This window comes from Streptomyces prunicolor NBRC 13075 (assembly GCF_000367365.1).
GTDB lineage: Bacteria > Actinomycetota > Actinomycetes > Streptomycetales > Streptomycetaceae > Streptomyces > Streptomyces prunicolor.
The window spans coordinates 101626-121494 of sequence record NZ_BARF01000085.1; the positions used below are offsets into that span (position 1 = coordinate 101626).

20 protein-coding genes and 1 pseudogene are annotated in these 19869 nt (G+C 71.6%); 7 read left to right on the forward strand and 14 right to left on the reverse strand.

Annotated elements, in window-relative coordinates; genetic code table 11:
* The first annotated feature begins 74 nt into the window (after positions 1-74).
* Complete coding sequence (locus SPR02S_RS36320) at positions 75-467, forward strand: winged helix-turn-helix transcriptional regulator (protein ID WP_019061931.1); 393 nt, start codon at positions 75-77, stop codon at positions 465-467.
* Positions 468-482: 15 nt separating this feature from the next.
* On the opposite strand, the gene SPR02S_RS36325 is transcribed toward SPR02S_RS36320, so the two are convergent.
* The 4 genes from SPR02S_RS36325 to SPR02S_RS36340 are packed head-to-tail and all read right to left on the reverse strand — an operon-like array spanning position 483 to position 4114.
* Positions 483-1757, reverse strand: a complete 1275-nt coding sequence (locus SPR02S_RS36325; protein ID WP_078623103.1) for an ABC transporter permease — start codon at positions 1755-1757, stop codon at positions 483-485.
* Positions 1754-2446: an ABC transporter ATP-binding protein gene (locus SPR02S_RS36330; protein WP_019061933.1), complete on the reverse strand. Its 693-nt coding sequence runs from the start codon at positions 2444-2446 to the stop codon at positions 1754-1756. The genes SPR02S_RS36325 and SPR02S_RS36330 overlap by 4 nt, the downstream gene beginning before the upstream one ends.
* Complete coding sequence (locus SPR02S_RS36335) at positions 2443-3600, reverse strand: peptidoglycan-binding protein (protein WP_019061934.1); 1158 nt, start codon at positions 3598-3600, stop codon at positions 2443-2445. Before SPR02S_RS36335 ends, SPR02S_RS36330 begins: the two co-directional genes overlap by 4 nt.
* Positions 3593-4114: a hypothetical protein gene (locus SPR02S_RS36340; RefSeq protein WP_019061935.1), complete on the reverse strand. Its 522-nt coding sequence runs from the start codon at positions 4112-4114 to the stop codon at positions 3593-3595. Before SPR02S_RS36340 ends, SPR02S_RS36335 begins: the two co-directional genes overlap by 8 nt.
* Before the next feature lie 197 nt (positions 4115-4311).
* Here SPR02S_RS36340 and SPR02S_RS36345 point away from each other — a divergent pair, with 197 nt between their 5' ends.
* On the forward strand, positions 4312-4968 hold the full coding sequence (locus SPR02S_RS36345; RefSeq protein ID WP_019061936.1) for a response regulator transcription factor: 657 nt from the start codon (positions 4312-4314) through the stop codon (positions 4966-4968).
* Entirely contained in the window at positions 4965-6386 is a 1422-nt protein-coding gene (locus tag SPR02S_RS36350) for a HAMP domain-containing sensor histidine kinase (RefSeq protein WP_019061937.1), read from the forward strand. The genes SPR02S_RS36345 and SPR02S_RS36350 overlap by 4 nt, the downstream gene beginning before the upstream one ends.
* Here SPR02S_RS36350 and SPR02S_RS36355 read toward each other — a convergent pair.
* The 5 genes from SPR02S_RS36355 to SPR02S_RS36375 form a co-directional block, all read right to left on the reverse strand.
* Positions 6307-6729 (reverse strand): acyl-CoA thioesterase, encoded by a 423-nt coding sequence (locus tag SPR02S_RS36355; protein ID WP_019061938.1) that lies wholly within the window; start codon positions 6727-6729, stop codon positions 6307-6309. The genes SPR02S_RS36350 and SPR02S_RS36355 overlap by 80 nt on opposite strands.
* Before the next feature lie 75 nt (positions 6730-6804).
* Positions 6805-7479: a hypothetical protein gene (locus SPR02S_RS36360; protein ID WP_019061939.1), complete on the reverse strand. Its 675-nt coding sequence runs from the start codon at positions 7477-7479 to the stop codon at positions 6805-6807.
* 60 nt (positions 7480-7539) lie between these two features.
* Positions 7540-8139 (reverse strand): histidine phosphatase family protein, encoded by a 600-nt coding sequence (locus tag SPR02S_RS36365; RefSeq protein WP_019061940.1) that lies wholly within the window; start codon positions 8137-8139, stop codon positions 7540-7542.
* Between the two features lie 10 nt (positions 8140-8149).
* A complete protein-coding gene (locus SPR02S_RS36370; RefSeq protein ID WP_019061941.1) occupies positions 8150-8692 on the reverse strand; it encodes an HAD domain-containing protein in 543 nt (180 codons plus the stop codon).
* Between the two features lie 48 nt (positions 8693-8740).
* A complete protein-coding gene (locus SPR02S_RS36375; protein WP_019061942.1) occupies positions 8741-9949 on the reverse strand; it encodes a pyridoxal phosphate-dependent aminotransferase in 1209 nt (402 codons plus the stop codon).
* 88 nt (positions 9950-10037) lie between these two features.
* Between SPR02S_RS36375 and SPR02S_RS36380 the strand changes: the two genes are divergently transcribed.
* Positions 10038-10667 carry a winged helix-turn-helix transcriptional regulator gene (locus SPR02S_RS36380; RefSeq protein WP_019061943.1) on the forward strand — a complete coding sequence of 210 codons (630 nt, stop codon included), beginning with the start codon at positions 10038-10040 and terminating at the stop codon, positions 10665-10667.
* A gap of 61 nt (positions 10668-10728) precedes the next feature.
* On the opposite strand, the gene SPR02S_RS36385 is transcribed toward SPR02S_RS36380, so the two are convergent.
* From SPR02S_RS36385 to SPR02S_RS36395, 3 genes are read right to left on the reverse strand one after another with little or no spacing between them, the layout of a single operon-like run.
* Positions 10729-11538, reverse strand: coding sequence for a hypothetical protein (locus SPR02S_RS36385; RefSeq protein ID WP_019061944.1), 810 nt, complete (start codon positions 11536-11538; stop codon positions 10729-10731).
* Positions 11538-12803, reverse strand: a complete 1266-nt coding sequence (locus SPR02S_RS36390) for a VWA domain-containing protein (protein WP_019061945.1) — start codon at positions 12801-12803, stop codon at positions 11538-11540. The genes SPR02S_RS36385 and SPR02S_RS36390 overlap by 1 nt, the downstream gene beginning before the upstream one ends.
* A gap of 9 nt (positions 12804-12812) precedes the next feature.
* On the reverse strand, positions 12813-14327 hold the full coding sequence (locus tag SPR02S_RS36395; RefSeq protein ID WP_019061946.1) for an IucA/IucC family protein: 1515 nt from the start codon (positions 14325-14327) through the stop codon (positions 12813-12815).
* A 151-nt stretch (positions 14328-14478) separates the two neighbouring features.
* On the opposite strand from SPR02S_RS36395, the gene SPR02S_RS36400 reads away from it, so the two are divergent.
* A complete protein-coding gene (locus tag SPR02S_RS36400; protein WP_019061947.1) occupies positions 14479-15990 on the forward strand; it encodes an IucA/IucC family protein in 1512 nt (503 codons plus the stop codon).
* Between the two features lie 220 nt (positions 15991-16210).
* Positions 16211-17194, forward strand: a complete 984-nt coding sequence (locus SPR02S_RS36405; protein ID WP_019061948.1) for an ArsR/SmtB family transcription factor — start codon at positions 16211-16213, stop codon at positions 17192-17194.
* 93 nt (positions 17195-17287) lie between these two features.
* On the opposite strand, the gene SPR02S_RS59205 is transcribed toward SPR02S_RS36405, so the two are convergent.
* A complete protein-coding gene (locus SPR02S_RS59205; RefSeq protein WP_020684245.1) occupies positions 17288-17785 on the reverse strand; it encodes a hypothetical protein in 498 nt (165 codons plus the stop codon).
* 239 nt (positions 17786-18024) lie between these two features.
* Between SPR02S_RS59205 and SPR02S_RS65825 the strand changes: the two are divergent.
* A pseudogene (locus tag SPR02S_RS65825) lies at positions 18025-18129 on the forward strand (HipA family kinase); the annotation flags it as partial.
* Between the two features lie 516 nt (positions 18130-18645).
* Here SPR02S_RS65825 and SPR02S_RS57170 read toward each other — a convergent pair.
* Entirely contained in the window at positions 18646-19866 is a 1221-nt protein-coding gene (locus tag SPR02S_RS57170) for an MFS transporter (RefSeq protein ID WP_019061951.1), read from the reverse strand.
* Positions 19867-19869 lie beyond the last annotated feature (3 nt).

Sequence of the window (19869 nt, forward strand, 5' to 3'; positions counted from 1 at the left end):
GGAACCATAGGTGCACGACTTGTAACGGGGTACATCGTGAGGAACCATGGAGGTCGTCGTAAGGAGGCACTTGGATGTCCCAGGGGAACACCGGTGTTACCGCGCAGGTCGTGAACGCGCACGCCTGCCCGGTGCGTGAAGTTCTTGACAGGGTCTCCGGCAAATGGAGCGTGCAGATCCTGGTCGCGGCGGCCCACGGACCCATCCGCTTCACCGAGTTGGAGCGCAGCATCGAGGGCATCAGCCGCCGCATGCTGACCCTCACCCTGCGCAACCTGGAGCGCGACGGACTCGTCACCCGCACCGTGCACCCCACGGTGCCGCCGAAGGTCGAGTACGAACTCACCCCGGTGGCCCGGGAGTTGCACGAGACCCTGCTCCGGCTGACGGACTGGGCGGAGCGCAACCGTGTCTACATCGCGGAGTCCCGGGCGACCTACGACACCGAGCGCAGTCCGGAGTCGTAGGCCGCCGCGGGCACGTCACGGGGTGGCGAGCGCCTCCGTGGGTGAGAGGCGCGCCGCGCGGATCGCCGGATACAGCCCCGCCATACCGCCGATCAGCAGGGTGGCCGCGATGCCGCCCGCCAGCGCCCAGGGCGGGACGACCGCGGGCCAGCCCTGGTAGACGGCGTAGCCGACGGTGACGGCAAGCCCCAACAGTGCTCCGCCCGCCCCGCCGAGCGCCGACAACAGCAGTGACTCCGCGAGGAATTGGGAGCGGATCTGGCCACGCGTCGCGCCCAGTGAGCGGCGCAGCCCGATCTCGGCCCGGCGCTCCAGCACCGAGATCACCATCGTGTTCGCCACCCCCACACCGCCCACGAGCAGAGCCACCGCGCCCAGCCCGAGCAGCAGCCCGGTGAACGCCTGGCCGGCCGCGCGCTGTGCGGCCAGCGCGTCCGAGGGACGCGACACCTGGACCTCGCTCGGCGCCTCGGGGGCGGCGGTCGGGCCCAGCAGCTCCCGCACCGACTCCACCTTCGCCTCCGCCGAACGCGTGTACACCGTGGTCGCGTGCCCGTCGAAGCCGAGCCGGTCCTCGGCGGCCGACCAGCCGACAAGGGCCGCGGTGTCCAACTCCGGGGCCAGCGGCGCCGGTTCGAGGACACCCACCACGGTGAACCAGGTGCCGTCGACCAGTACCTGCGCGTTCCGGTCCGCCCGGCCGATGCCGAGCCGGTCGGCGGCCGTCGCGCCGAGCACCACGGCCGGATACCTGGCCGTCGCCGCGTTCAGCCACACACCGCTCGCCAGGCGGGCCCCGATCGCGCCGCGCAGCGAGGTGCGGACCGCGTAGGCGGCGAGCCCGTTCGTCTCCACCTTCGGGATGCGGTCGGTGCGGTACACCTTCGCGCCCGCCACCTTGCCGACCGCCGACACCGACCGCACCCCGTCGATCCTGGCCACCATCTGCTCGGCCGTGGACGGGAGTTGGGCCTGTCCGCCGGTGAGCGTGCTGCCCGGCGAGACGGTCAGCAGATTGGTGCCCAGGGCCGCCAGCGTGCGGTCCAGGTCGGCCCGCGAGGACGAGGAGATCCCGACGACCGCCACCATCGCGGCGATCCCGATCGCGATGCCCAACGCCGACAGGAACGCCCGCAGCGGGCGGGTGCGCAGCCCCACCGCGCCGACTCTGACGACATCGGCGGGGCCCAGGCGGGCCGGCCGCAGTGCCTCTCGAATCGTGGCCGGAGCGGCCCGAACATCCGCTGTCCGTGCATCCGTTGTCTGTGCATCCGTTGTCCGTACGGTCATCGGACCACTCCCGTCGTGATCCGGTCCGCCGTCGAGTCGTCGACCACCCGACCGTCCCGCATGCGCACCTGCCGGGGCAGTGACTCGGCGATCTCCTGGTCGTGCGTGATGATCACGACCGTGGTTCCGGCGGTGTTGAGTTCCCGCAGCAGCGCCATCACACCCGCCCCGGACGCCGAGTCCAGCGCACCGGTCGGCTCGTCGGCGAGCAGCAGCGCGGGTTCCCCGGCCACCGCGCGGGCCACCGCGACCCGTTGCCGCTCACCGCCGGACAGTTCGTGCGGCGCGTGCCGCATCCGGTGCCCGAGACCCACCCGGTGCAACGCGTCGGCGGCCCGTTCGCGTCGCCGGGCCGGCCGCAGCCCGGAGTAGAGCAACCCGTCGGCGACATTGGCCAACGCCGAAGCCCCGGCGGTCAGATGGAACTGCTGGAACACGAACCCGATCCGCCGCGCCCGCAACGCCGAGAGCCGCGCGTCCGACAGGGCCCCCGCGTCGTACCCGTCGATCCGTACCCGGCCCGCGGTGGGCCGGTCCAGGGTGCCGAGCATGTGGAGCATCGTCGACTTGCCGGAGCCCGACGGGCCGACGACGGCGACGAGTTCGCCGCGCGCCACGGACAGCGAGACCCCGGCCAGGGCGGTGACCCCGCCCGGGTAGACCTTGGTGACATCGGTGAGGGCGATCACGCGGGCATCCCCACCTTCGTGCCCGCGCTGATCCCGGTACCGCTGATCTCCACCCGCCCGTTCGCGAACAGGCCCGTCCCGACCGGGACATACGCACTGCCCGTCCCCCTGACCACCTGCACCCCGAAGCCGCCGTCCGACAGCGCCACCAGCGCGGCGACCGGAACCGTGAGCACGTCCTCGCGCTCGCCCGCCGTGAACGACACGTGCACCGACGCCAGGACGTAGGACGCGGCGGCCCGCTGCGCCTTCGTCCCGTCGAGGGCGACGAGCACCTTCACCTTCGTCGTGGGGTCCTCGTCCGGGCCGCTGCCCGGGATGATCTCCGTCGAGACGTCCGAGACCCGGCCGTCCACCACCGTCCCGTCCGGCAGCTCCACCGTCACCTTGGAGTTCTGCCGCGCCAACCGCTGGTCGGCGGTGTCGAGTTCGACGGTGACCGCCTGCGCCGTGGCGGTATACGACAGCACCTTCTGACCGGGGCCGATCGCCGCGCCCTCCTCCGCGTCCAGTGCGTCCACGCGCACGGCGGACGACGCGAACACCACCCGGCCGAGCTCCACCGCACCCGTCTGGTCCAGGCACTGGTCGTCCTGCCACTCCTTCACCGCGTCGGCCGTGGCGTCGGTGAAGGAGCCGTCGACGGTGAAGCCGCCGTAACCGAGCGCCTTGAGGTTGCGCTCCAACTCCTTTACGTCCGCGCCCTCTTCGCCCGTCCGCAGCGCCCGGTAGGCGGGCACCGCGCCGTACATCAGCACCACCGGATCGTCGTCCACGCGGTACAGGGCCCCACCGCGGGTGATCCGCTCGCCGGTCTCCGGGAGGTGGGTGACCGTGCCGGGAACGCGGCCGACCGCCGAGGTCGAGGTGCCGTAGCCGAGCGAACCGTCCTCCGTGCGGCTGTCCTTGAGCGTCTGCCGGGTCACCGTGCCGGTGGCCGGAGGGAGTTGGGGCTTCGTCCCCGCGTCGGAGGCGCGGTCGCCGAGACCGAGACCGGCCGCCGCCGCGCCCGCGACGGCGGCCAGGACGGCGAGGGCGACGAGCAGCCGGCGGGTACGGCGTGGACGGCGTACCGCACGGGTGGTGACGACGGTGCTGTCACCGCGCTCCCCCTCGGAGGTCTCCTCCTCGTGCGCGAGGGCCGGCTCAGCCATTGCCATCACTGTCCGTGGACCGCTGACCGCCCGCCGGCGCGTACTTCTGGCACTTCTTGTCGGCCGCCGCGAAGTCGGGGTCGTTCGCCACGCTGCCGTCGATCTGGATGCCCTTGCCCGGCTCGGGGTCAGGGAAGTTCTCGACGCCGTTGTCCCGCATGCACTGCGCCATCCTGCGCAGCTTCGCCTCGGCCTGCGGGTCCACGCTCGCCCCGCTCTGCTGCATGGGGTCGTACTTGCGGCAGGCCTCCATCGCCGCGTCCACCGTCGACTTGGGTGTGCCCCCGGTGATCTGGATCCGGATGCCCTGGCCCGGCTCCGGGTCGTCCACGTCCACCCCGTGCTCGCGCAGACACTGGGCGAACTTCACGCCCTGGGCGTCCTTCGCGTTCTTGCTCGCCGCCGGGCTCGTCGTCGAGACGCTGTCGTCGCCCGACCCGCAGCCGCCCACGGTCAGGGCCAATGCCGTCAGCAGCACCGCGAGGGCGCCGCCCTTCCGTATCCGTATCAGCATGGTGCCGTCTCCTCGTGCGGGGGACCGTCCAGGACCGGACGTCCGGCAACGAAGGCAAACCGACGGGCCGTTTCCCCGGCGTTTCCACGGCGGCGGACGGGCTCACTAACGGCGAGGAAACACCCGCCCCGGCACGCTGTCCCCGTGCGGTGCTCCGCCCCGCCGGTCACTCCGGCGCCCACAGGAAGGTGTCCCGGATGCGGGTCCTGGTCGTCGAGGACGAACCGATGCTGGCCGACGCGATCGCCGAGTGGCTGCGCGGCCGGGCCCACGCCGTCGACCTCGCGTACGACGGGGCGGCGGCCCTCGAACGCGTCGGCGTCGTCGACTACGACGTGATCGTCCTCGACCGGGACCTGCCACGCGTGCACGGCGACGACGTGTGCCGGGAGGTCGTCGCCGCCGAGACCTCCGTACGCGTCCTCATGCTGACGGCCGCCGCGGAGGTCACCGACCGCGTCGAAGGCCTCGGTCTCGGCGCCGACGACTACCTGGTCAAACCCTTCGCCTTCGCCGAACTCGCCGCCCGGGTCCTGGCGTTGGGCCGCCGCTCCCGGCCCGCCGCGCCACCGGTGCTGTGCCGCGCGGGCCTCACCCTCGACCAGGCGCGCGCCGAGGTGTTCCGGGGCAGCCGCTATGTGCCGCTGTCCAAGAAGGAGTTCGCCGTCCTGGCCGAACTGCTGCGCGCGGAGGGCGCCGCGGTCTCCGCCGAACAGCTGCTGGAGAAGGTGTGGGACGAGAACGCCGACCCTTTCACCGGCGCCGTCCGCCTCGCCGTCCTCAAACTCCGCCGCAAACTGGGCGAACCACCCCTGGTGGAGACCGTGACGGGAGTGGGGTACCGCATCCCGTGAGCCGCACCGAGCCGACGGTCCGTCACTTCCGGCTGCTGCCCCGCCGGATGACCCTCAGGGCCCGCCTCACCCTCACCTACGGCGGTCTCTTCCTCGTCGGCGGGATGCTGCTGCTCGGCGTCACCTACGCCCTGCTCGACCAGCAGTTGGGGCGCACCGGCACGAAGGTCCTCTCGCGCACGTCGGTGTCCGGGCAACCGTCGTACGACCACGGGGCTCCTGGAACCGAGGGGGCCCAGGGGGCCGAGGGGGCCGGCACCCCCGCACCGTCCGCCGTACCGAGCGGCTCGCCCCAGGAGAGTCGCACCGTCGTCGGCGGATTCGGGGAGACCCCGCCGCCCGGCGCCGACCTGGAGAAGTGGATGGACGTCCAGCGGGACCACTGGCGGGCGGAGGCGGGTACCTCACTGCTCACCCAGGGCGGGATCGCCCTCGGCGTCGTCGGCTGTGCCGCGGCCGGGTTCGGCTGGCTGGTCGCGGGCCGGGTGCTGGCCCCGCTGCACCGGGTCACCGACACCGCCCGCCGGATCGCCGGCGCCCCGGCCGCCGACCGGGGCCTGCACGAACGCATCGCGCTGCGCGGCCCCGACGACGAGGTCAAGGATCTCGCCGACACCTTCGACACGATGGTCGAACGGCTCGACCGCTCCTTCGACGGCCAGCGCCGCTTCGTCGCCAACGCCTCGCACGAACTGCGCACCCCGTTGACCCTGGGTCGGGCCCTGGTCGAGGTCGCCATGCACCGGGAGTCCGCCTCGGACGACGTGAAACAGCTCGGCGAGAACCTGCTGGAGATCAACGCCCGGCACGAGCGGCTGATCACCGGGCTTCTGCTGCTGGCCAGTTCGGAGAACGAGCTCGCCGACCGGATGCCCGTCGACCTGGCCGACGTGGTGGCCCATGTGGTCGGCCAGACCACGGCGGAGGCGGACCGTGCCGGAGTCGCCGTCGAGGACAAGTCCGCCGAGGCCACGACACTCGGCGACGCCCTCCTCCTGGAACGGCTTGTGCACAACCTCGTCGAGAACGGCATCCGCCACAACATTGGCGAGCGCGGCTGGGTCCGGGTGACCAGCCGGGCCCATGACACCGACCGGGTGGAACTGGAGGTCACCAACTCCGGTCCACCGGTGGCGGCGTACGAACTCCCGTTCCTCTTCGAGCCGTTCCGCCGACTCGGCGCCGACCGTGTGGTCACTGCCAAGGGTGCGGGACTCGGGCTGTCCATCGTCCGGGCGATCGTGCGCGCCCACGGCGGCGAGGTCACCGCCCGACCACGGCCGGACGGCGGCCTCCGGGTGACCGTCACGCTGCCGCGGGCGCCGGAGCAGCCCTGGCTCAGAGACCGAACAGCCCCGGATCCGTCGTCAACTTCCGGAAGAAGTCCTGGGGTTGGGCGACCAGCCGGCGCTCCTTGAGGTCCAGCAGTCCGCCGACCGACGCTGCCTCGGCCGAGACCGTGCCGTCCGCCTTGGCTATCGTCTGGAGGACCCGGAACGTCTTGCCCTCGCCCCACTCGAAGACGCAACTCACCTCGACGTCCTCGCCCGCGCGCAGCTCGCGGAGATAGCGGATGGTCGTCTCCAGGACGACCGGCGCGACCCCCTGGGCGAGCAACTCGGCCTGGCCCACGCCCGCGGCCTGCAACAGCGCCCAGCGGGCATGCTCCGCGTACTGGAGATACACGCTCTGATTGAGGTGCCCCAGGCTGTCGGTCTCGTATCCGCGGACGGTCACCGGGACGGAAAACGGCTCGCTCACTGCGTTCCCTTCTCGCACTGATGGACGATCTGCCGCACCGATCTTGGCATGTCCGTCAGGTCCGGTCGGGTCCGCTCACGTCCGTCGCGGCGAGGCAAGCAGATAACTCGCCTCCGTACGCGGCTCCTTGTGCTCGCTCACCTGCCAGCCCGCCCGCTCCAGCGTCCCCGCACAGGCGCGCAGCGCCTCCCCGTCCGGCTCGCGCACGGCGACCGCCTCGGGCTGCGGGGTCGCGCGCACCCGGTAGCCCTCCGCGTCCAGTCCCGTGGCGGGCCGGTGTCCGGCGGCCTCCAGGGCGAGCGCGGCGGCCTGCACCAGATGCGTCCGCTCCCAGCCGCACGGCCGCTCCACGGAACCGTCCGCGTTCGTCATCCGGCGCAGCTCCAGCAACCCCTGCCAGGCGCTGTGCACTTCACGGGTGCGGGCAGCGGGGGAGGTGCCCGTCCTCTCCTCGCCACCGATGCGCGCGGCGAACACCCCGGAGGTCGTAGTGGAGTTGGAGGCCGTGGTGGAGTTGGAAGTCGCGGTGGCTTCGGCAGCGGCGGCGGGCTCGGCGACCTCCGGTTCGGACTCCCGTGTCCGATGCCCCGCCGGCGTCAGAAAGTGGTCGTGCGGCGGTCGCGGGTGCCGGAACGCCAGCCCCCGCTTCACCAGCGCGGCGAGCTGCGCCTCCGTACCCCGCAGCCGCCCGGAGACAGGATCGGCGGCGTCGATGACACGCCGCTGCGCGGCGGTCGGCGGTCGTGTCACGGCGTGCTCCTCCCCGTCCGGCGGTCCACCGGTACCCCGTATGTGCGCTCCATTCGAAGGCTACGACGGGGGTCTGACATTCCACGCGGCGATGACCGGCCGTCCATGCTCCGTGCTCAGCCGGCCCAGCGTCCCGGTCGCGAGCTGGAACAACGCACCCTTCGCCGCCGGCAGCCCGAGCCACCGCGCGGTGAGCACGCGTAGAAAGTGGCCGTGTGCCACCAGGACGACCACGCCCTCGGTGTTGGCGAGGGCCGCGTCCACCTTGGCCAGCACGCGGTCGGCACGCTCGCCCACCTGCTCCGGGGTCTCCCCGGGATGGTCCGGCGGCCCGGGCGCGACCCCGTCGGTGAACAGGAACCAGTCCGGCCGGGTGCGCTGGATCTCGACGGTCGTGATGCCCTCGTAGCCGCCGTAGTCCCACTCCCGCAGATCCACATCGATGCGGACGTCCGTGAGCCCGATCAGCTCGGCGGTCTCCCGCGCCCGCTGCAAGGGGCTGGCGAACGCGGCGCCGACCCGGTGCGAACGGATCAGCGGCACCAGCCCGCGCGCTTCGTCCCGCCCCTTCGCGGTCAGCGGGACATCGGTCCAGCCGGTGTGCCGCCCCGACCGGGACCATTCGGTCTCTCCATGCCGTACGAGGAAAAGATCGCCCATAGCTCACAGGCTAGGGGCCCGACAGACTATGGGCCCACTGCTCCAACGTCGCGAAATCGCCCTCCCGTAGGCCCCTGCGCGGGTCCACCTTGAGGAGGAGAGCCGGCCCGTCGTGGTGTGCCTCGACATGCCGTACGTCCAGGTCGGTGATCAGGTCGTCGACCCATACGAAGGGGCGGCCGGCCGCCCAGGCCACGATCTGGCGGGTCTTCCAGTAGAGGCCGTCCGGGGCCTTGGCGAACAGCTGAGTGAACTCGATCACCGGCAGGTCGCCGGGGAGCCCGACCGCCGGCGCGATCAGCTCGTTGGCCTGGTGCATCCAGGTGGTGGCCCAGGCGGGCTCGTACGGCAGCGCCAGTATTCGTTCGCCGTGCCCCGGGTGCAGGCGTACCCGCAGCCCGCGCCGCAGCCGCCGGGAGCCCGGCGGCTGCCGGGCCGACCAGTTCGACGGCCACAGCCGGTGGGTGACATAGCCGCGGTGGCGCAGGAACCGGGCGCCGTACGGGTTGAGGGGACCGTCGACGTCGAGGAGCAGCAGGGGGCGGTCGGTCATGCGGAGGAGCTACCCAGGGCGGAGCGCCCGTAGCTGTCTGATGGGCTGCTACTGCCGATACCCGCCCAAGAACCGGCCGATCCGGCCGATCGCCGCCTCCAGGTCGTCCGCGTACGGCAGCGTGAGGATGCGGAAGTGGTCGGGGGTCGGCCAGTTGAAGCCGGTGCCTTGGACGACCTGGATCTTCTCCCGGAGCAGGAGGTCCAGGACGAACTTCTCGTCGTCGTGGATCTTGTGCACCTTGGGGTCCAGACGGGGGAACGCGTACAGGGCGCCCTTCGGCTTCACGCACGAGACCCCGGGGATCTCGTTCAGCTTTTCCCACACCACGTTGCGCTGTTCGTGCAGTCGCCCGCCCGGGACGGTCAGGTCGCGGATGGACTGGCGGCCGCCGAGCGCGGCCTGGATGGCGTACTGCGCGGGCGCGTTCGGGCACAGCCGCATGGAGGCCAGCATCGTCAGGCCCTCCAGGTAGTTCTTGGCGTGCTGCTTCGGGCCCGTGACCACCAGCCAGCCCGAGCGGAAGCCGGCCACCCGGTACGTCTTCGACAGGCCGCAGAAGGTGAGGACGACCAGGTCGGGGGCGAGCGCGGCGGCCGAGTGGTGCACGGCGTCGTCGTAGAGGATCTGGTCGTAGATCTCGTCGGCGAAGACCATCAGGCCGTGCCGGCGGGCGAGGTCGAGGATGCCCTCGATGATCTCCTTGGGGTAGACGGCGCCAGTGGGATTGTTCGGGTTGATGATGACGACGGCCTTGGTGCGGTCGGTGATCTTCGCCGCCATGTCGTCCAGGTCCGGGTACCAGTCGGCCTGTTCGTCGCAGAGGTAGTGGACCGCCTTGCCGCCGGAGAGTGTTGTCACCGCCGTCCAGAGCGGGAAGTCCGGGGCGGGGATGAGGATTTCGTCGCCGTCCTCCAGCAGTGCCTGTACGGCCATGGAGACCAGCTCGGAGACGCCGTTGCCGAGGAATACATCGTCTACGTCCACCTCCAGACCCAGGGTCTGGTAGCGCTGGGCGACCGCGCGGCGGGCGGAGAGGATGCCGCGCGAGTCCGTGTAGCCGTGTGCTTGGGGGAGCATCCGGATCATGTCCTGGATGATCTCCTCGGGCGCCTCGAAGCCGAAGAGCGCGGGGTTGCCGGTGTTCAGGCGCAGGACGCTGTGGCCTGCCTCCTCCAGTGCGTTGGCATGCTCGATCACCGGACCGCGGATCTCGTAACAGACCTCACTGAGCTTGCTCGACTGCCGGAACTCCATTGCGCCCTCGCCCCATCGGCTTCGTGTGTTGCTTGGTTTTACCAAGTGTGAGCTTGGAAAGTCCAACAACATGTCTAGACTGCGTCGCATGTCACCTCGCCGAAGCTACGACCAGTACTGTTCCGCGGCCCGGGCGCTCGACCTCGTCGGCGACCGCTGGACCCTGCTGATCGTCCGCGAACTCCTCGCCGGCCCGCGCCGCTACACGGATCTGCACGCCGATCTGCCGGGTGTCAGCACGGACGTACTCGCCTCACGGCTGAAGGACATGGAGCGGGACGGGCTCACGACGCGGCGGCGGCTGCCGCCTCCCGGTGCCGCTTTCGTCTACGAACTCACCGGTCGGGGGCGGGAGTTGCTGCCCGTGCTGCAAGCCCTCGGCGCCTGGGGCGCGCCCGAGTTGGGGGAGCGGCGGCCCACCGACGCGGTGCGTGCGCACTGGTTCGCGCTGCCGTTGCTGCGGGCGCTGGAAGGGGAGGGGCTGGTCGAAGTCCGGCTGGAGGAGGGGGAGTTCCACCTGTGGGTGGGGGCGGAGGAGGACGGGCCGGTCTACGGCGAAGGGTCCGCGCCCCGGGAGCCCGACGCCCGGCTCGTGCTCGGTGTCGACACGTGTACGGCTGTCGCACAGGGGGAGTTGAGCCTTCCCGACGCGGTGCGTGCCGGGCGCGTCGAGGTGAGTGGTGACGGGACGTTGGCGAAGGCACTGCGGGAGGCGTGAGTCAGGCCTGAAATGGCAGAAGGCCCGCTGTGTGCGGGCCTTCTGACGAGACGTCACGGAGTTACATGCCGGGCGGCGGGACCCGCCTCGGTCGTCCCGAACCCCGGGTCAGCGCATACCCGCCGATCCCCGCGAGCGCGGCCAGCACGCCACCCAGGCCCGTCCACACCCAGCGGTCGGACCACCAGCCGGAGGACCAGCCGCCGTCGGGCTCGATGCTGGGCAGCGCCGCCGAAGTCGACGACGAACTGTCGTCATCGGACGCCGACTTGGCCGCGATCCCCGGCGTCAGCGGCTGCGCCAGCGAACCGTCCACCGCCGCCGAACCGCCGATGTCCTTGGAGTCCACCCGCACCTCGGTGCTCACCGGGAGACCCAGGTCGGACGACTGGAGATCCACGACCGTGAGCCGGACGTAGTACGTGCCCGGCAGCGGGTCGTTGGCCCAAGTCTCCGACCAGGCGCGGACGGTGCGCAGCGTGCACGCCAGGTCCAGGGAGGTCGCGTCCTGCGCGGCGGTGCGCGTCGACGCCCCGTACTGGCAGGCCTGGCGGCGCCGCAGCCCGTCGTACACGTCGAGCTGCCAGGTCTCCCCGGCGTGCGTGTCCGGGAGCTTCACCGTCGCCTTGACGGTGGGGCGTTGGCCGGCGTCCGCGGCGAACGACCAGTACAGGTAGTCACCCGTGGAGCCGCTCGCGGTGCCTGCCTGACCCTGGTCGAGCTCCGTCGCCGTACGGAACGAAGTGCCCGCCTGGGTGGGTGCTGAACTGTCGTCGGAGGGGCTCGCGGAGGGGGAGGAGTCCGCCACCGCGGGCGTCGCCGCCAGTCCTGCCAGCAGCAGGGCCGTGCTCAACACACGTGTGATCCGCATCAGTTGGTCCTCCAGACCGCGAGACGCCAGCGGGACAGCCAGCCCCAGAGCAGACCCGCGACGAAGCCGGTCAGCACGAGGGCCGCGAGGAGCCACCAGCCCCGGCCGAGGCCGAAGGAGGCCACGTCGCTCGCCTTGCTCGGCCCGTCCACGACGTCCACGGTGAGTTCGAGAGGCAGACCGGGGGTGGTCTTCACCCCGGAGGCCGCCGAGAAGGAGTTGGTGACCTGGAGACACACGGTCTCCGCCGGGGCGTTGTCGTCGTCGCTCTCCGCCTTCGGGTAGCGCAGCCCGGTGGAGACGACGTCCGTACGGCCGTTGCCCGTGCCCTCGCCGCGCACGATCTCGCGGCCGTGCACGGTGACCGCCCGCAGCAACACCCCGTAGTCCGGGTTGACTTCACGGTCGGCGCCCACGCTCACCGAAGCGCGCAGCTCCTGGCCGGGGTTGACGTCCACGCGGTAGAAGCGCTGCTTGCCGAACTCCTCGCGGTCCGTGTACAGACCGGACTTGAGGGTCGGGGCGCTGGTGCATTGGGCGGTGCCCTCGGTGGCGACCGGGGTCACCACCGGGTCGGCGGCGCGGTCCACCAACTGGCCCACGCGGTCGGAGAGTTCCTCCTTGTGCTGCACGGAGGTGTACGTGCCGCCGGTCGCGTCCGCGATGCAGCTGAGCTGGTCGCGGGTCTTGGCGTCCGGCACCAGGCCCAGCGTGTCGATGGTCAGGCCGATGCCCTTGGCCGCGATCTCGCGGGCCACCTCGCACGGGTCCAGCGGCTGGCAGGTGTCCTCGCCGTCGCTGATCAGGACGATACGGCGGGTGCCGTCACCGCCGTCGAGGTCGTCCGCCGCCTTCAGCAGCGCGGGACCGATCGGGGTCCAGCCGGTGGGCTGGAGCGTCGCGACCGCGGTCTTGGCCTCGGTGCGGTTCAGGGTGCCCACCGGGTAGAGCTGCGCGGTGTCCTTGCAGCCCGTCTTGCGGTCGTTGCCGTGGTAGTTGGCGCCCAACGTGCGGATGCCGAGCTGCACTTCCTCGGGTGTGGCGTCGAGCACCTCGTTGAACGCCTGCTTCGCCGCTGCCATCCGTGAGCCGCCGTCCATGTCCTTGGCGCTCATGGATCCGCTGACGTCCAGCACGAGTTCGACCTTGGGGGAGGCCGTGGAGTCCGTCTCGTCGGCGACCGCTCCGGCAGGGAAGGCGACCCCGGCCGTGAGGGTGGCGAGCAGGGCACAGATCCCCGCCGCCAGCCGTTGTCTTGTGATCATCGCCGGATCCTATTGATCAGATGGACCGGGCTCCAAAACGAGCGGGTTCGGCAGCCCGGTCCACTGGTCCCCGGGCAGCTCCGGCGACAGCCGCATCAGCGTCAACGCCTTGGCCGGCAGCGGCTGTTCGAGCAGCGCCAGGAGGTCGGGCGTCCGCGGCAGATCCGGTACGACGGCGGCCAGCGTCGCCCTGAGCGCCGTACCGGAACCCGCCGTACCCGCGAGTGCTCCCGCGACGAGAGATCCGAACAGCTTGCGGCGGAGGGTGACTTCGTCGTCGGTGACGATGCGTCCGCTCAGTTCGGGGATCGGAATGCCTTGCTCCGCAAGGCGCTTGGGGCTGACGCGAATGTCGGCGAGATCGCGGTAGACCAGGCGCACGGGGGCACCCGTCCGGTCCAGCACCACCAGCAGGTTCTGACCGTGCGCCTCCAGGGCCACACCGGACTCCAGCAGCCGCAGACAGACGACGAGGGCGAGACGCGTGAACTCGGCCAGCCAGGCGGGCGATCGGGGCAGGTCGGTGACCGCGAGGGCGGCCACCGGCAGGACCCGCTCGCCCGCTTCCGTGTCCGCGTACGTCTGCGGCGACTCGCGCAACACGGCGGCGAGATCGGGGGAGTCGGCGGTGGCCGCGCCCAGCGTGCGGGTGACGTGCAACAGGCCGTCCGAGCGCGCCGCCAGTGTCTCCCCGAACGCCGACAACGTCGCCGACAGCCCGATCGAGTAGACGGAGATGTCCCGTACCGAGGAGGTCAGCCGGGCGCTCAGCGCGGTCTTGATGTGCGATCCGGTCGGCAGGGCGAGGGTGCGCAGGGACATCAGCGGATGCGCGCCGACCGGGGCGTCCCCCGTCCGCTTCAGCACATGGGCCGCCTGCCACGGGTGCACCGGGATCAACAGCCGTCCGGCGTCCCGCAGTTCGTCCGGCCACACCCCGGTCAGCAGGCACTCCTCCGCTCGCACCGGCACCGACCCGAGCGCCACCACGGGCCGGTGCTCGGGGCCGTACGCGAGCTGCTCGGCCACCGAGAACCCGGGCCGGGAGCGGCAGTTGGGGTGGAAGGGATGCCCGTCGACGATCCGCTGCTCCCACTCCCAGTCGTGCACCGGCCAACCCTCAGAGCGGGCAGGCTGGTTGGCCCGCGACAGCGCCAACGAGGCGACGCTGTGCCCGAGTTCGGCCGCGAACGCAGTCCCGTGCGGCACGGCGAGGTCGGTCATCAGGCGCGCCGGATCGTCGTGGGCGAGGTCGTCGAGGTGGACGACGGTGACGTAGGCGTCGGTCGCGTACGGGTCCCCGCGCGGCCCGCGCAGCCGTCGGCCGTCGGAGAGCCGTAGGACCGGGCCGGGCGCCCTGTCGACGATCCACGGCAGCGGTTCGAAGGCCAGCGCCCGCCACAGCCGGGTGAGCACCGCCGCACGGGCGCCGGGGAGTTCGGCCGCGTACCGTTGCACGAGGTCGGGCCGTACGGCGGCGAGTTCCTCGGCGACCTCGGCCTCGGGAAGCGGGGTACGGTCCACGGTCGACTCCTCGGGTGCGGACGGGGCGTCATGGTCGGTGACGACGAGAGACGGAGCGGGGAAAGGCGGAGGGGCGAGAGACGGGGCGGCGGGACACTGTGCGACGAGAGACATACTGATCGCGATCGCAGGACACGGACTGAGGGAACGTATGGATCGCGTCGACTTCACACCCCCGGGCGACGACGTGGCGGAGCGCGCCGACGCGTACGCGGCCGCGCCCCTGCTCAACTGTCTGCTCCGGGAAGTGGCCCAGCCGCTCCCGGACCCGGGGGAGCGACCCGTGTACCGGCTGCCGGGCAGCGGCCGGCTCCTACGGGTGCGCGGCGAGCGGCGGCCCGCCGAGCCCGAGGTGTACGCGGACGGCGACTGGCGGCGCGTCGACCACACCGAACTCGTGAAACTCGTCGCCGAGGAACTGACCCGGCACACCGGGGTGTCCAACCACGAGCTGCCCGCCGAGATGACCGACAGCCGCGACGCGGTCGCCGCGCTGCTCACCGCGCGCGAGGGGGCGACGGCGCCGGACGACCCGTATCTCCGCTCCGAACAGTCCTTGATCACCGGCCATCCCTACCATCCCGCGCCCAAGGCCCGCGGCGGCGGCCCCGTCGCGGGCTGGCTGCCCTACGCCCCGGAGGCGTACGCCCGTTTCCCGCTGGTGCTGCTCGGGCTGCGCGAGGACGCGGTGGTCGAGGAGGGGGACGTCTCGGCGCTGGACGCCTTCGGGGAGGCACCGCCCGGTTATCGGCTGCTGCCCGCGCACCCCTGGCAGCTGGACCTCGTCGGCACCGGCCTCGCGGACGCCTTCGCCGACGGCCGGTTGATCCGGCTCGGCACGACCGGGGCGGAGGTGTGGCCGACGGCCGCGATCCGCACGGTGTACGACCCCGTTGAGGATCTGTTCCTGAAGTTCAGCCTCGATGTGCGCATCACCAATGACGTACGCCGACTCTGGCGCCACGACCTGCTGAAACTCCAGCGCACCGACACGGCCGTCCGGGACGCCTTCGCCGCGATGGCCGGCCCCGCGGCCTGGCTGAGCGACCGCGGCTACCGCACCGCCGACTTCGCCTTCGAGGAACTCGCCGTCCTGGTCCGCGACGGTCTGCGCGACCACCTCCTGCCCGGCACGACCCCGCTGCTCGCCGCGGGCCTGGTCGAGGGCTTCGCGGGCGACCCGCTCGACGGTACGGCCGACCCGGCGGCCTGGTGGGAGGCGTATCTGCGCCAGGTCGTACCGCCCGCGCTCACGGCGTTCGCGGACCACGGCGTCGTACTCGAAGCGCATCTGCAGAACACGCTGGTCGCCGTCGACGCGGACGGGATGCCCGCGCAGGCGCTGTACCGGGACGCGGAGGGCGTGAAACTGCTGACGGACGTGGACTGGGGCGCCGGGTGGGAGCGGCTGGTGTACTGCCTGGTCGTCAACAACCTCGTCGAGATCGCCGGAGCCCTCGCCGAGCGCCACCCGGAGCTGGACCCGTGGCCTTCGGTTCGCGCCGAACTCGCCCGGCACGACCTCCCCGAGGTCGCCGAACTCCTCGCCTCACCCACCCTGCCCGGCAAGACGAACCTGCTGCTGCGCTGGACCGGCGCGGACGGCGCGGACGCCCGCTATCTGCCGTTGCCGAACCCGCTGGTGAACCCGCCGGCGAGGTGACGGGAACCGTCCTTCGAGGAGCCGGAGAAGTTCGCCCGCGTCCGGTGCGTTCGCGGGGATCGACGGTCGCCCGAAGACAAGAAGTAGGCCTGGGCGCAGGGGACTTGAGGCCGCAGCTATTCGGACAACTCCTGCCGCCTCCGGAACCGTCCGTCCTCGCCTGCCCGTCTGCCCCAACGGTATGTCCTGGGGGCGGACGTACCACGGGGAGCGTGGGGACATGCTGCGTATCGGCTTCGGCACGGACGACCTCAGCCGGCTGCGGGTGGCGGCGGGCAGCGACTTCATGTGGGAGGTGGTCCTCAGCCTCCACCTGCTCCAGAACCGGCACGCGGCCCTGGTCTTCGACCCCTGGCGCAGACAGGTGCGCGAGGATCTCGCGCGAGCGGGGCTGATCCGGACGACCCGGGCGCTGATCGAGGTGAACCCGTGCGCCTCCTACTTCCCGGACTTCCTCACCCCCGGCATCGGCAACCCCGACCCGGACACCGGACTGGACGCGGTGCTCTCCACACCCCGCAGACGCCTGCGGTACGAACTCGCCCGGCTCTACCCGGACCGGCCGATGCCCTCGGGCGCCCGACGGCTCGCGGAGGGCGGGAGCGAGGCACTGCACCGGCTGGGGCGGGCGGTGCGCGCGTATCACGCGGTGGCCGTGGCGCCGTACCGGACGGTCATCGACCGGGCCGTCGACGCGGACCTGGCCAGGCGCGCCGAATCGGCGCTGGCGGCGGGGGCGGAAGGGCTGCTGGGCAGCTACCAGCCGGACCTGCTGTCCTGGCGGGACGGCCGGCTCGAATGCGGCTACCCCTTCGACCGGGGCCTGGAGCTGAACGGCCGCCCGCTGACCCTGATCCCGTCCTTCTTCTGCGTCCGGCGGCCCGTCGCCCTCACCGCCCGCGAACTCCCTCCCGTACTGGTGTATCCGCTACCGCGCGCGCCGGGCTGCCTCGCGGTGGCCGAGCCCGGCGGCGCATCCGGCCTGCACCGGCTGCTGGGCCCCACCCGGGCCCGCGTGCTGGAACTGCTCGGCCGCCCGATGTCCACCAGCGGCATCGCGGCCGCGCTCCACCTCTCACCGGCCAACGCCAGCCGCCACGCCACCGTGCTGCGGGAGGCGGGTCTGGTCGGCTCGTTCCGGGACGGGCACCGGATGCTGCACCGGCGCACCGGGCTGGGGGAGGCACTGCTGAACGGGAATTGAGGAGTGTGAGGGGGCACGGGAGCGCCCGCCGCGGGCCGGTGTGCGGCCGTGCGGCGGGCGCTGTGTGGTGCGTTGTGCGGTGCGGTGTGTGGGTCAGCAGTTCTTGATCTTCCAGATCGGGCCCCAGTCCCACCCCGCGGGGGCGATGCCGTACGCGGTCGAGCTGTAGACGACTCCGCCGCTCTGGTTGTAGAACCGGGCCACCGTGCCGGTGGTCTGGTTGTTGAAGAAGCCGCCGTCGGTGCCGTTCCAGTAGGACAGCGAGTAGGTGTGGCAGGCATACAGGTCGAACACCTTGTACGAGCCGACGGTCGGGTCGTACACGCGGACGCACAGCCGCTCGTACGGGCAGTCGTAGCTGCTGCCGGACACGTACCGGACGCGCTCGGCGGCCGGCGAGATCCCCGGCGAGTTCGCGAGCGCGCTCGCCTGAGCGTGCTGTGCGGTGGAACTGACCGCCGGGGAAGCCGAGTCCGCCGCCTGCGCCGCCTGCGCGGGTGCCGCGCCCAGCCACATGGTGAGCACCAGACCCGCCCCCGCGACGAGTCCCGCCAGCTTTCTGGGGATCAGATGTGTTCGGGGTAAGGGCATAACTGTCCTCCGTGTCCTGGTTGCGCTCCGCGAAGCGAACGGCCGTCCGCTTCGCGCCCCATGGTGGGGCGGTCGGCACCGGGCGGACGAAACATTCGACGGATACGCAATCAAGGCGGCGGCGGACACGAGGCCGTCGACGACAATCGGGGCACTCCTCGCCGGTGATCACCCTCGCTTACTATGCTCACTTCGAGCCGAAGGGCCGGAAGGGCTGAAGAGTGAGGTGGCCCGAGGACATGCTGAGAGAGGTCACGGCAACCCGCTACGTCGCCCCCCTGCGCTCCGGCGGTTCCGTCCCCGGAATCGTCGAGGCCGACGACCTCGGCACCTACGTCGTCAAGTCGTCCACCATGCGGCCTTGACCTGCGGAGGCGTGGTCGACTGTGTCTCTGGCCTGCGTAGGTGGATCTTTCAGCGCCTATCAGGTTCGTGTCGGTTTACGTCGCCGATCCTCCCCACGCGCTCCCCAGCGGCCGCGGTACCCCCCAGATTCTCCCCAGGGAGCGCCTCCGCTATGGGCAGCGGTGATACGAAGGCCACCGCTGTCCATCGCACGCTGAGTGACCATCGTGGGTGGGTGCTCTGAAACAGCCAGCTTCGCCATGGTCAGTTGTCCCGGAAGAGACCCGGCGGCCTGGTGAGTTGGCACACTGGGCAGATTCGCGTTCCTGGCCTGAGTAGATGGCCTTTCGGCTGTAGGCCCTGGAACCTGGGTGTCGAGTGACTGGCACTCGGCCGGTGCCTTGCGGGATCGTGGGCTCTTGATGATCGACGACGATTCTGCGGTCGTCGGCGGCAGTGAGCCGGTGGTGCCCGCCAAGCCTCGGACCCCTTACAGCGAGCGGCCCGTCGGGCCGCTACGTGGCATCGGTGGACGCCCGCGGAGGACGAGGGACACTGCCGTGACGTGCCTCAGGGTGTGTGAATCGCGGACGTCCGGCGAAAACCGCGATCACACTCTGGGCGAGGGCGACGGTCACGACGGCCAGGACCACCGGGGTCCAGCGACCTGTGGCCTGGGAGAGCAGCCCGGCGCCGCTGGGCCCGGTCGCCGCGAGCAGATAGCCCGCCCCCTGTGCCATCCCGGACAGCCGACTGGTGTCGGCGGCGGTGCGAGCGCGCAGGCCCACCAGGGTGAGCGCGACGACCAGGGCGCTGCCGGAACTGAGGCCGGACAGGATGACCCAGAGCAGGGCCAACCGGGGCTCGGCCAGGAGTCCGAGCATCGAGGTGGCCATCAGCAGGCCGGTTCCGGCGCCGATGAGCCGCAGATCGGCGCGGCGGCGCATGAACGCGGTCACTCCCAGACCGGCGAGGATGCCGCAGCCCTGGAACGAGAACAGGTGCCAGCCGGCCGCGACAGCCGGCACGTCGACGCTCGTCTCGATCGACGGCAGCCAGGTGACGAGGAGGTAGAACGTGGTGGACTGCGCGCCCATGAACAGAGCCACCTGCCAGGCGACGGGCGATGTCCACATGGCGCCTGAGGGACGGGACGCGAGGCCCTGCGAGTCCGGTGCGGCGGGAGCGGCGGGAGCGGACGGGGCCGGATCACGGAATCGGGTGGCCCAGAGCGCTGCGGCGATGACAGCGGGAACGGCCCACACACCGAGGGCGGCCGGCCAGCCCGCCGCTGTCGCGATGGGCATCGCGAGGCCGGACCCCAGGGCGGCGAAACCGCTCATCACGGTGGTGTACGCCCCTGTCATCGAGGCGATGTTGTGCTCGAACTCCCGTTTGACGAAGGTCGGGACCAGGACGTTGCAGACCGCGATGCCCACTCCGACGAGCGCGGTGCCGATCCACAGGTGGAGCCCGGAGCCCGGCCAGGACCGCAGGGCGGTTCCGGCGATCAGCGCCAGCAGGGCCTGGAGGACGGCCCGTTCCGCGCCGACCCGGCGGCTCAGGATGTGTACGAAGGGGGAGACCGCGGCGAAGGCCAGCAGCGGCAGCGCGCCGAGCACACCGAGTTCGGCGGCGGAGAGGCCGGTATGGCGGGCGATGAGGCCGACGACCGGTCCGAAGGATGTGATGGCCGGGCGCAGGTTCGCGGCGACCAGGAAGATCGTGCCCGCCATCAG

What these genes read in the sequence shown, in the direction of transcription:
- SPR02S_RS36320 (WP_019061931.1), top strand. Translation starts at nt 75, where the DNA reads ATGTCCCAGGGGAACACCGGTGTTACCGCGCAGGTCGTGAACGCGCAC.
- SPR02S_RS36325 (WP_078623103.1), bottom strand. Translation starts at nt 1,757, where the DNA reads ATGACCGTACGGACAACGGATGCACAGACAACGGATGCACGGACAGCG.
- SPR02S_RS36335 (WP_019061934.1), bottom strand. Translation starts at nt 3,600, where the DNA reads ATGGCTGAGCCGGCCCTCGCGCACGAGGAGGAGACCTCCGAGGGGGAG.
- SPR02S_RS36340 (WP_019061935.1), bottom strand. Translation starts at nt 4,114, where the DNA reads ATGCTGATACGGATACGGAAGGGCGGCGCCCTCGCGGTGCTGCTGACG.
- SPR02S_RS36345 (WP_019061936.1), top strand. Translation starts at nt 4,312, where the DNA reads ATGCGGGTCCTGGTCGTCGAGGACGAACCGATGCTGGCCGACGCGATC.
- SPR02S_RS36365 (WP_019061940.1), bottom strand. Translation starts at nt 8,139, where the DNA reads ATGGGCGATCTTTTCCTCGTACGGCATGGAGAGACCGAATGGTCCCGG.
- SPR02S_RS36370 (WP_019061941.1), bottom strand. Translation starts at nt 8,692, where the DNA reads ATGACCGACCGCCCCCTGCTGCTCCTCGACGTCGACGGTCCCCTCAAC.
- SPR02S_RS36375 (WP_019061942.1), bottom strand. Translation starts at nt 9,949, where the DNA reads ATGGAGTTCCGGCAGTCGAGCAAGCTCAGTGAGGTCTGTTACGAGATC.
- SPR02S_RS36380 (WP_019061943.1), top strand. Translation starts at nt 10,038, where the DNA reads ATGTCACCTCGCCGAAGCTACGACCAGTACTGTTCCGCGGCCCGGGCG.
- SPR02S_RS36385 (WP_019061944.1), bottom strand. Translation starts at nt 11,538, where the DNA reads ATGCGGATCACACGTGTGTTGAGCACGGCCCTGCTGCTGGCAGGACTG.
- SPR02S_RS36390 (WP_019061945.1), bottom strand. Translation starts at nt 12,803, where the DNA reads ATGATCACAAGACAACGGCTGGCGGCGGGGATCTGTGCCCTGCTCGCC.
- SPR02S_RS36400 (WP_019061947.1), top strand. Translation starts at nt 14,479, where the DNA reads ATGGATCGCGTCGACTTCACACCCCCGGGCGACGACGTGGCGGAGCGC.
- SPR02S_RS36405 (WP_019061948.1), top strand. Translation starts at nt 16,211, where the DNA reads ATGCTGCGTATCGGCTTCGGCACGGACGACCTCAGCCGGCTGCGGGTG.
- SPR02S_RS59205 (WP_020684245.1), bottom strand. Translation starts at nt 17,785, where the DNA reads ATGCCCTTACCCCGAACACATCTGATCCCCAGAAAGCTGGCGGGACTC.
- SPR02S_RS57170 (WP_019061951.1), bottom strand. Translation starts at nt 19,866, where the DNA reads ATGGCGGGCACGATCTTCCTGGTCGCCGCGAACCTGCGCCCGGCCATC.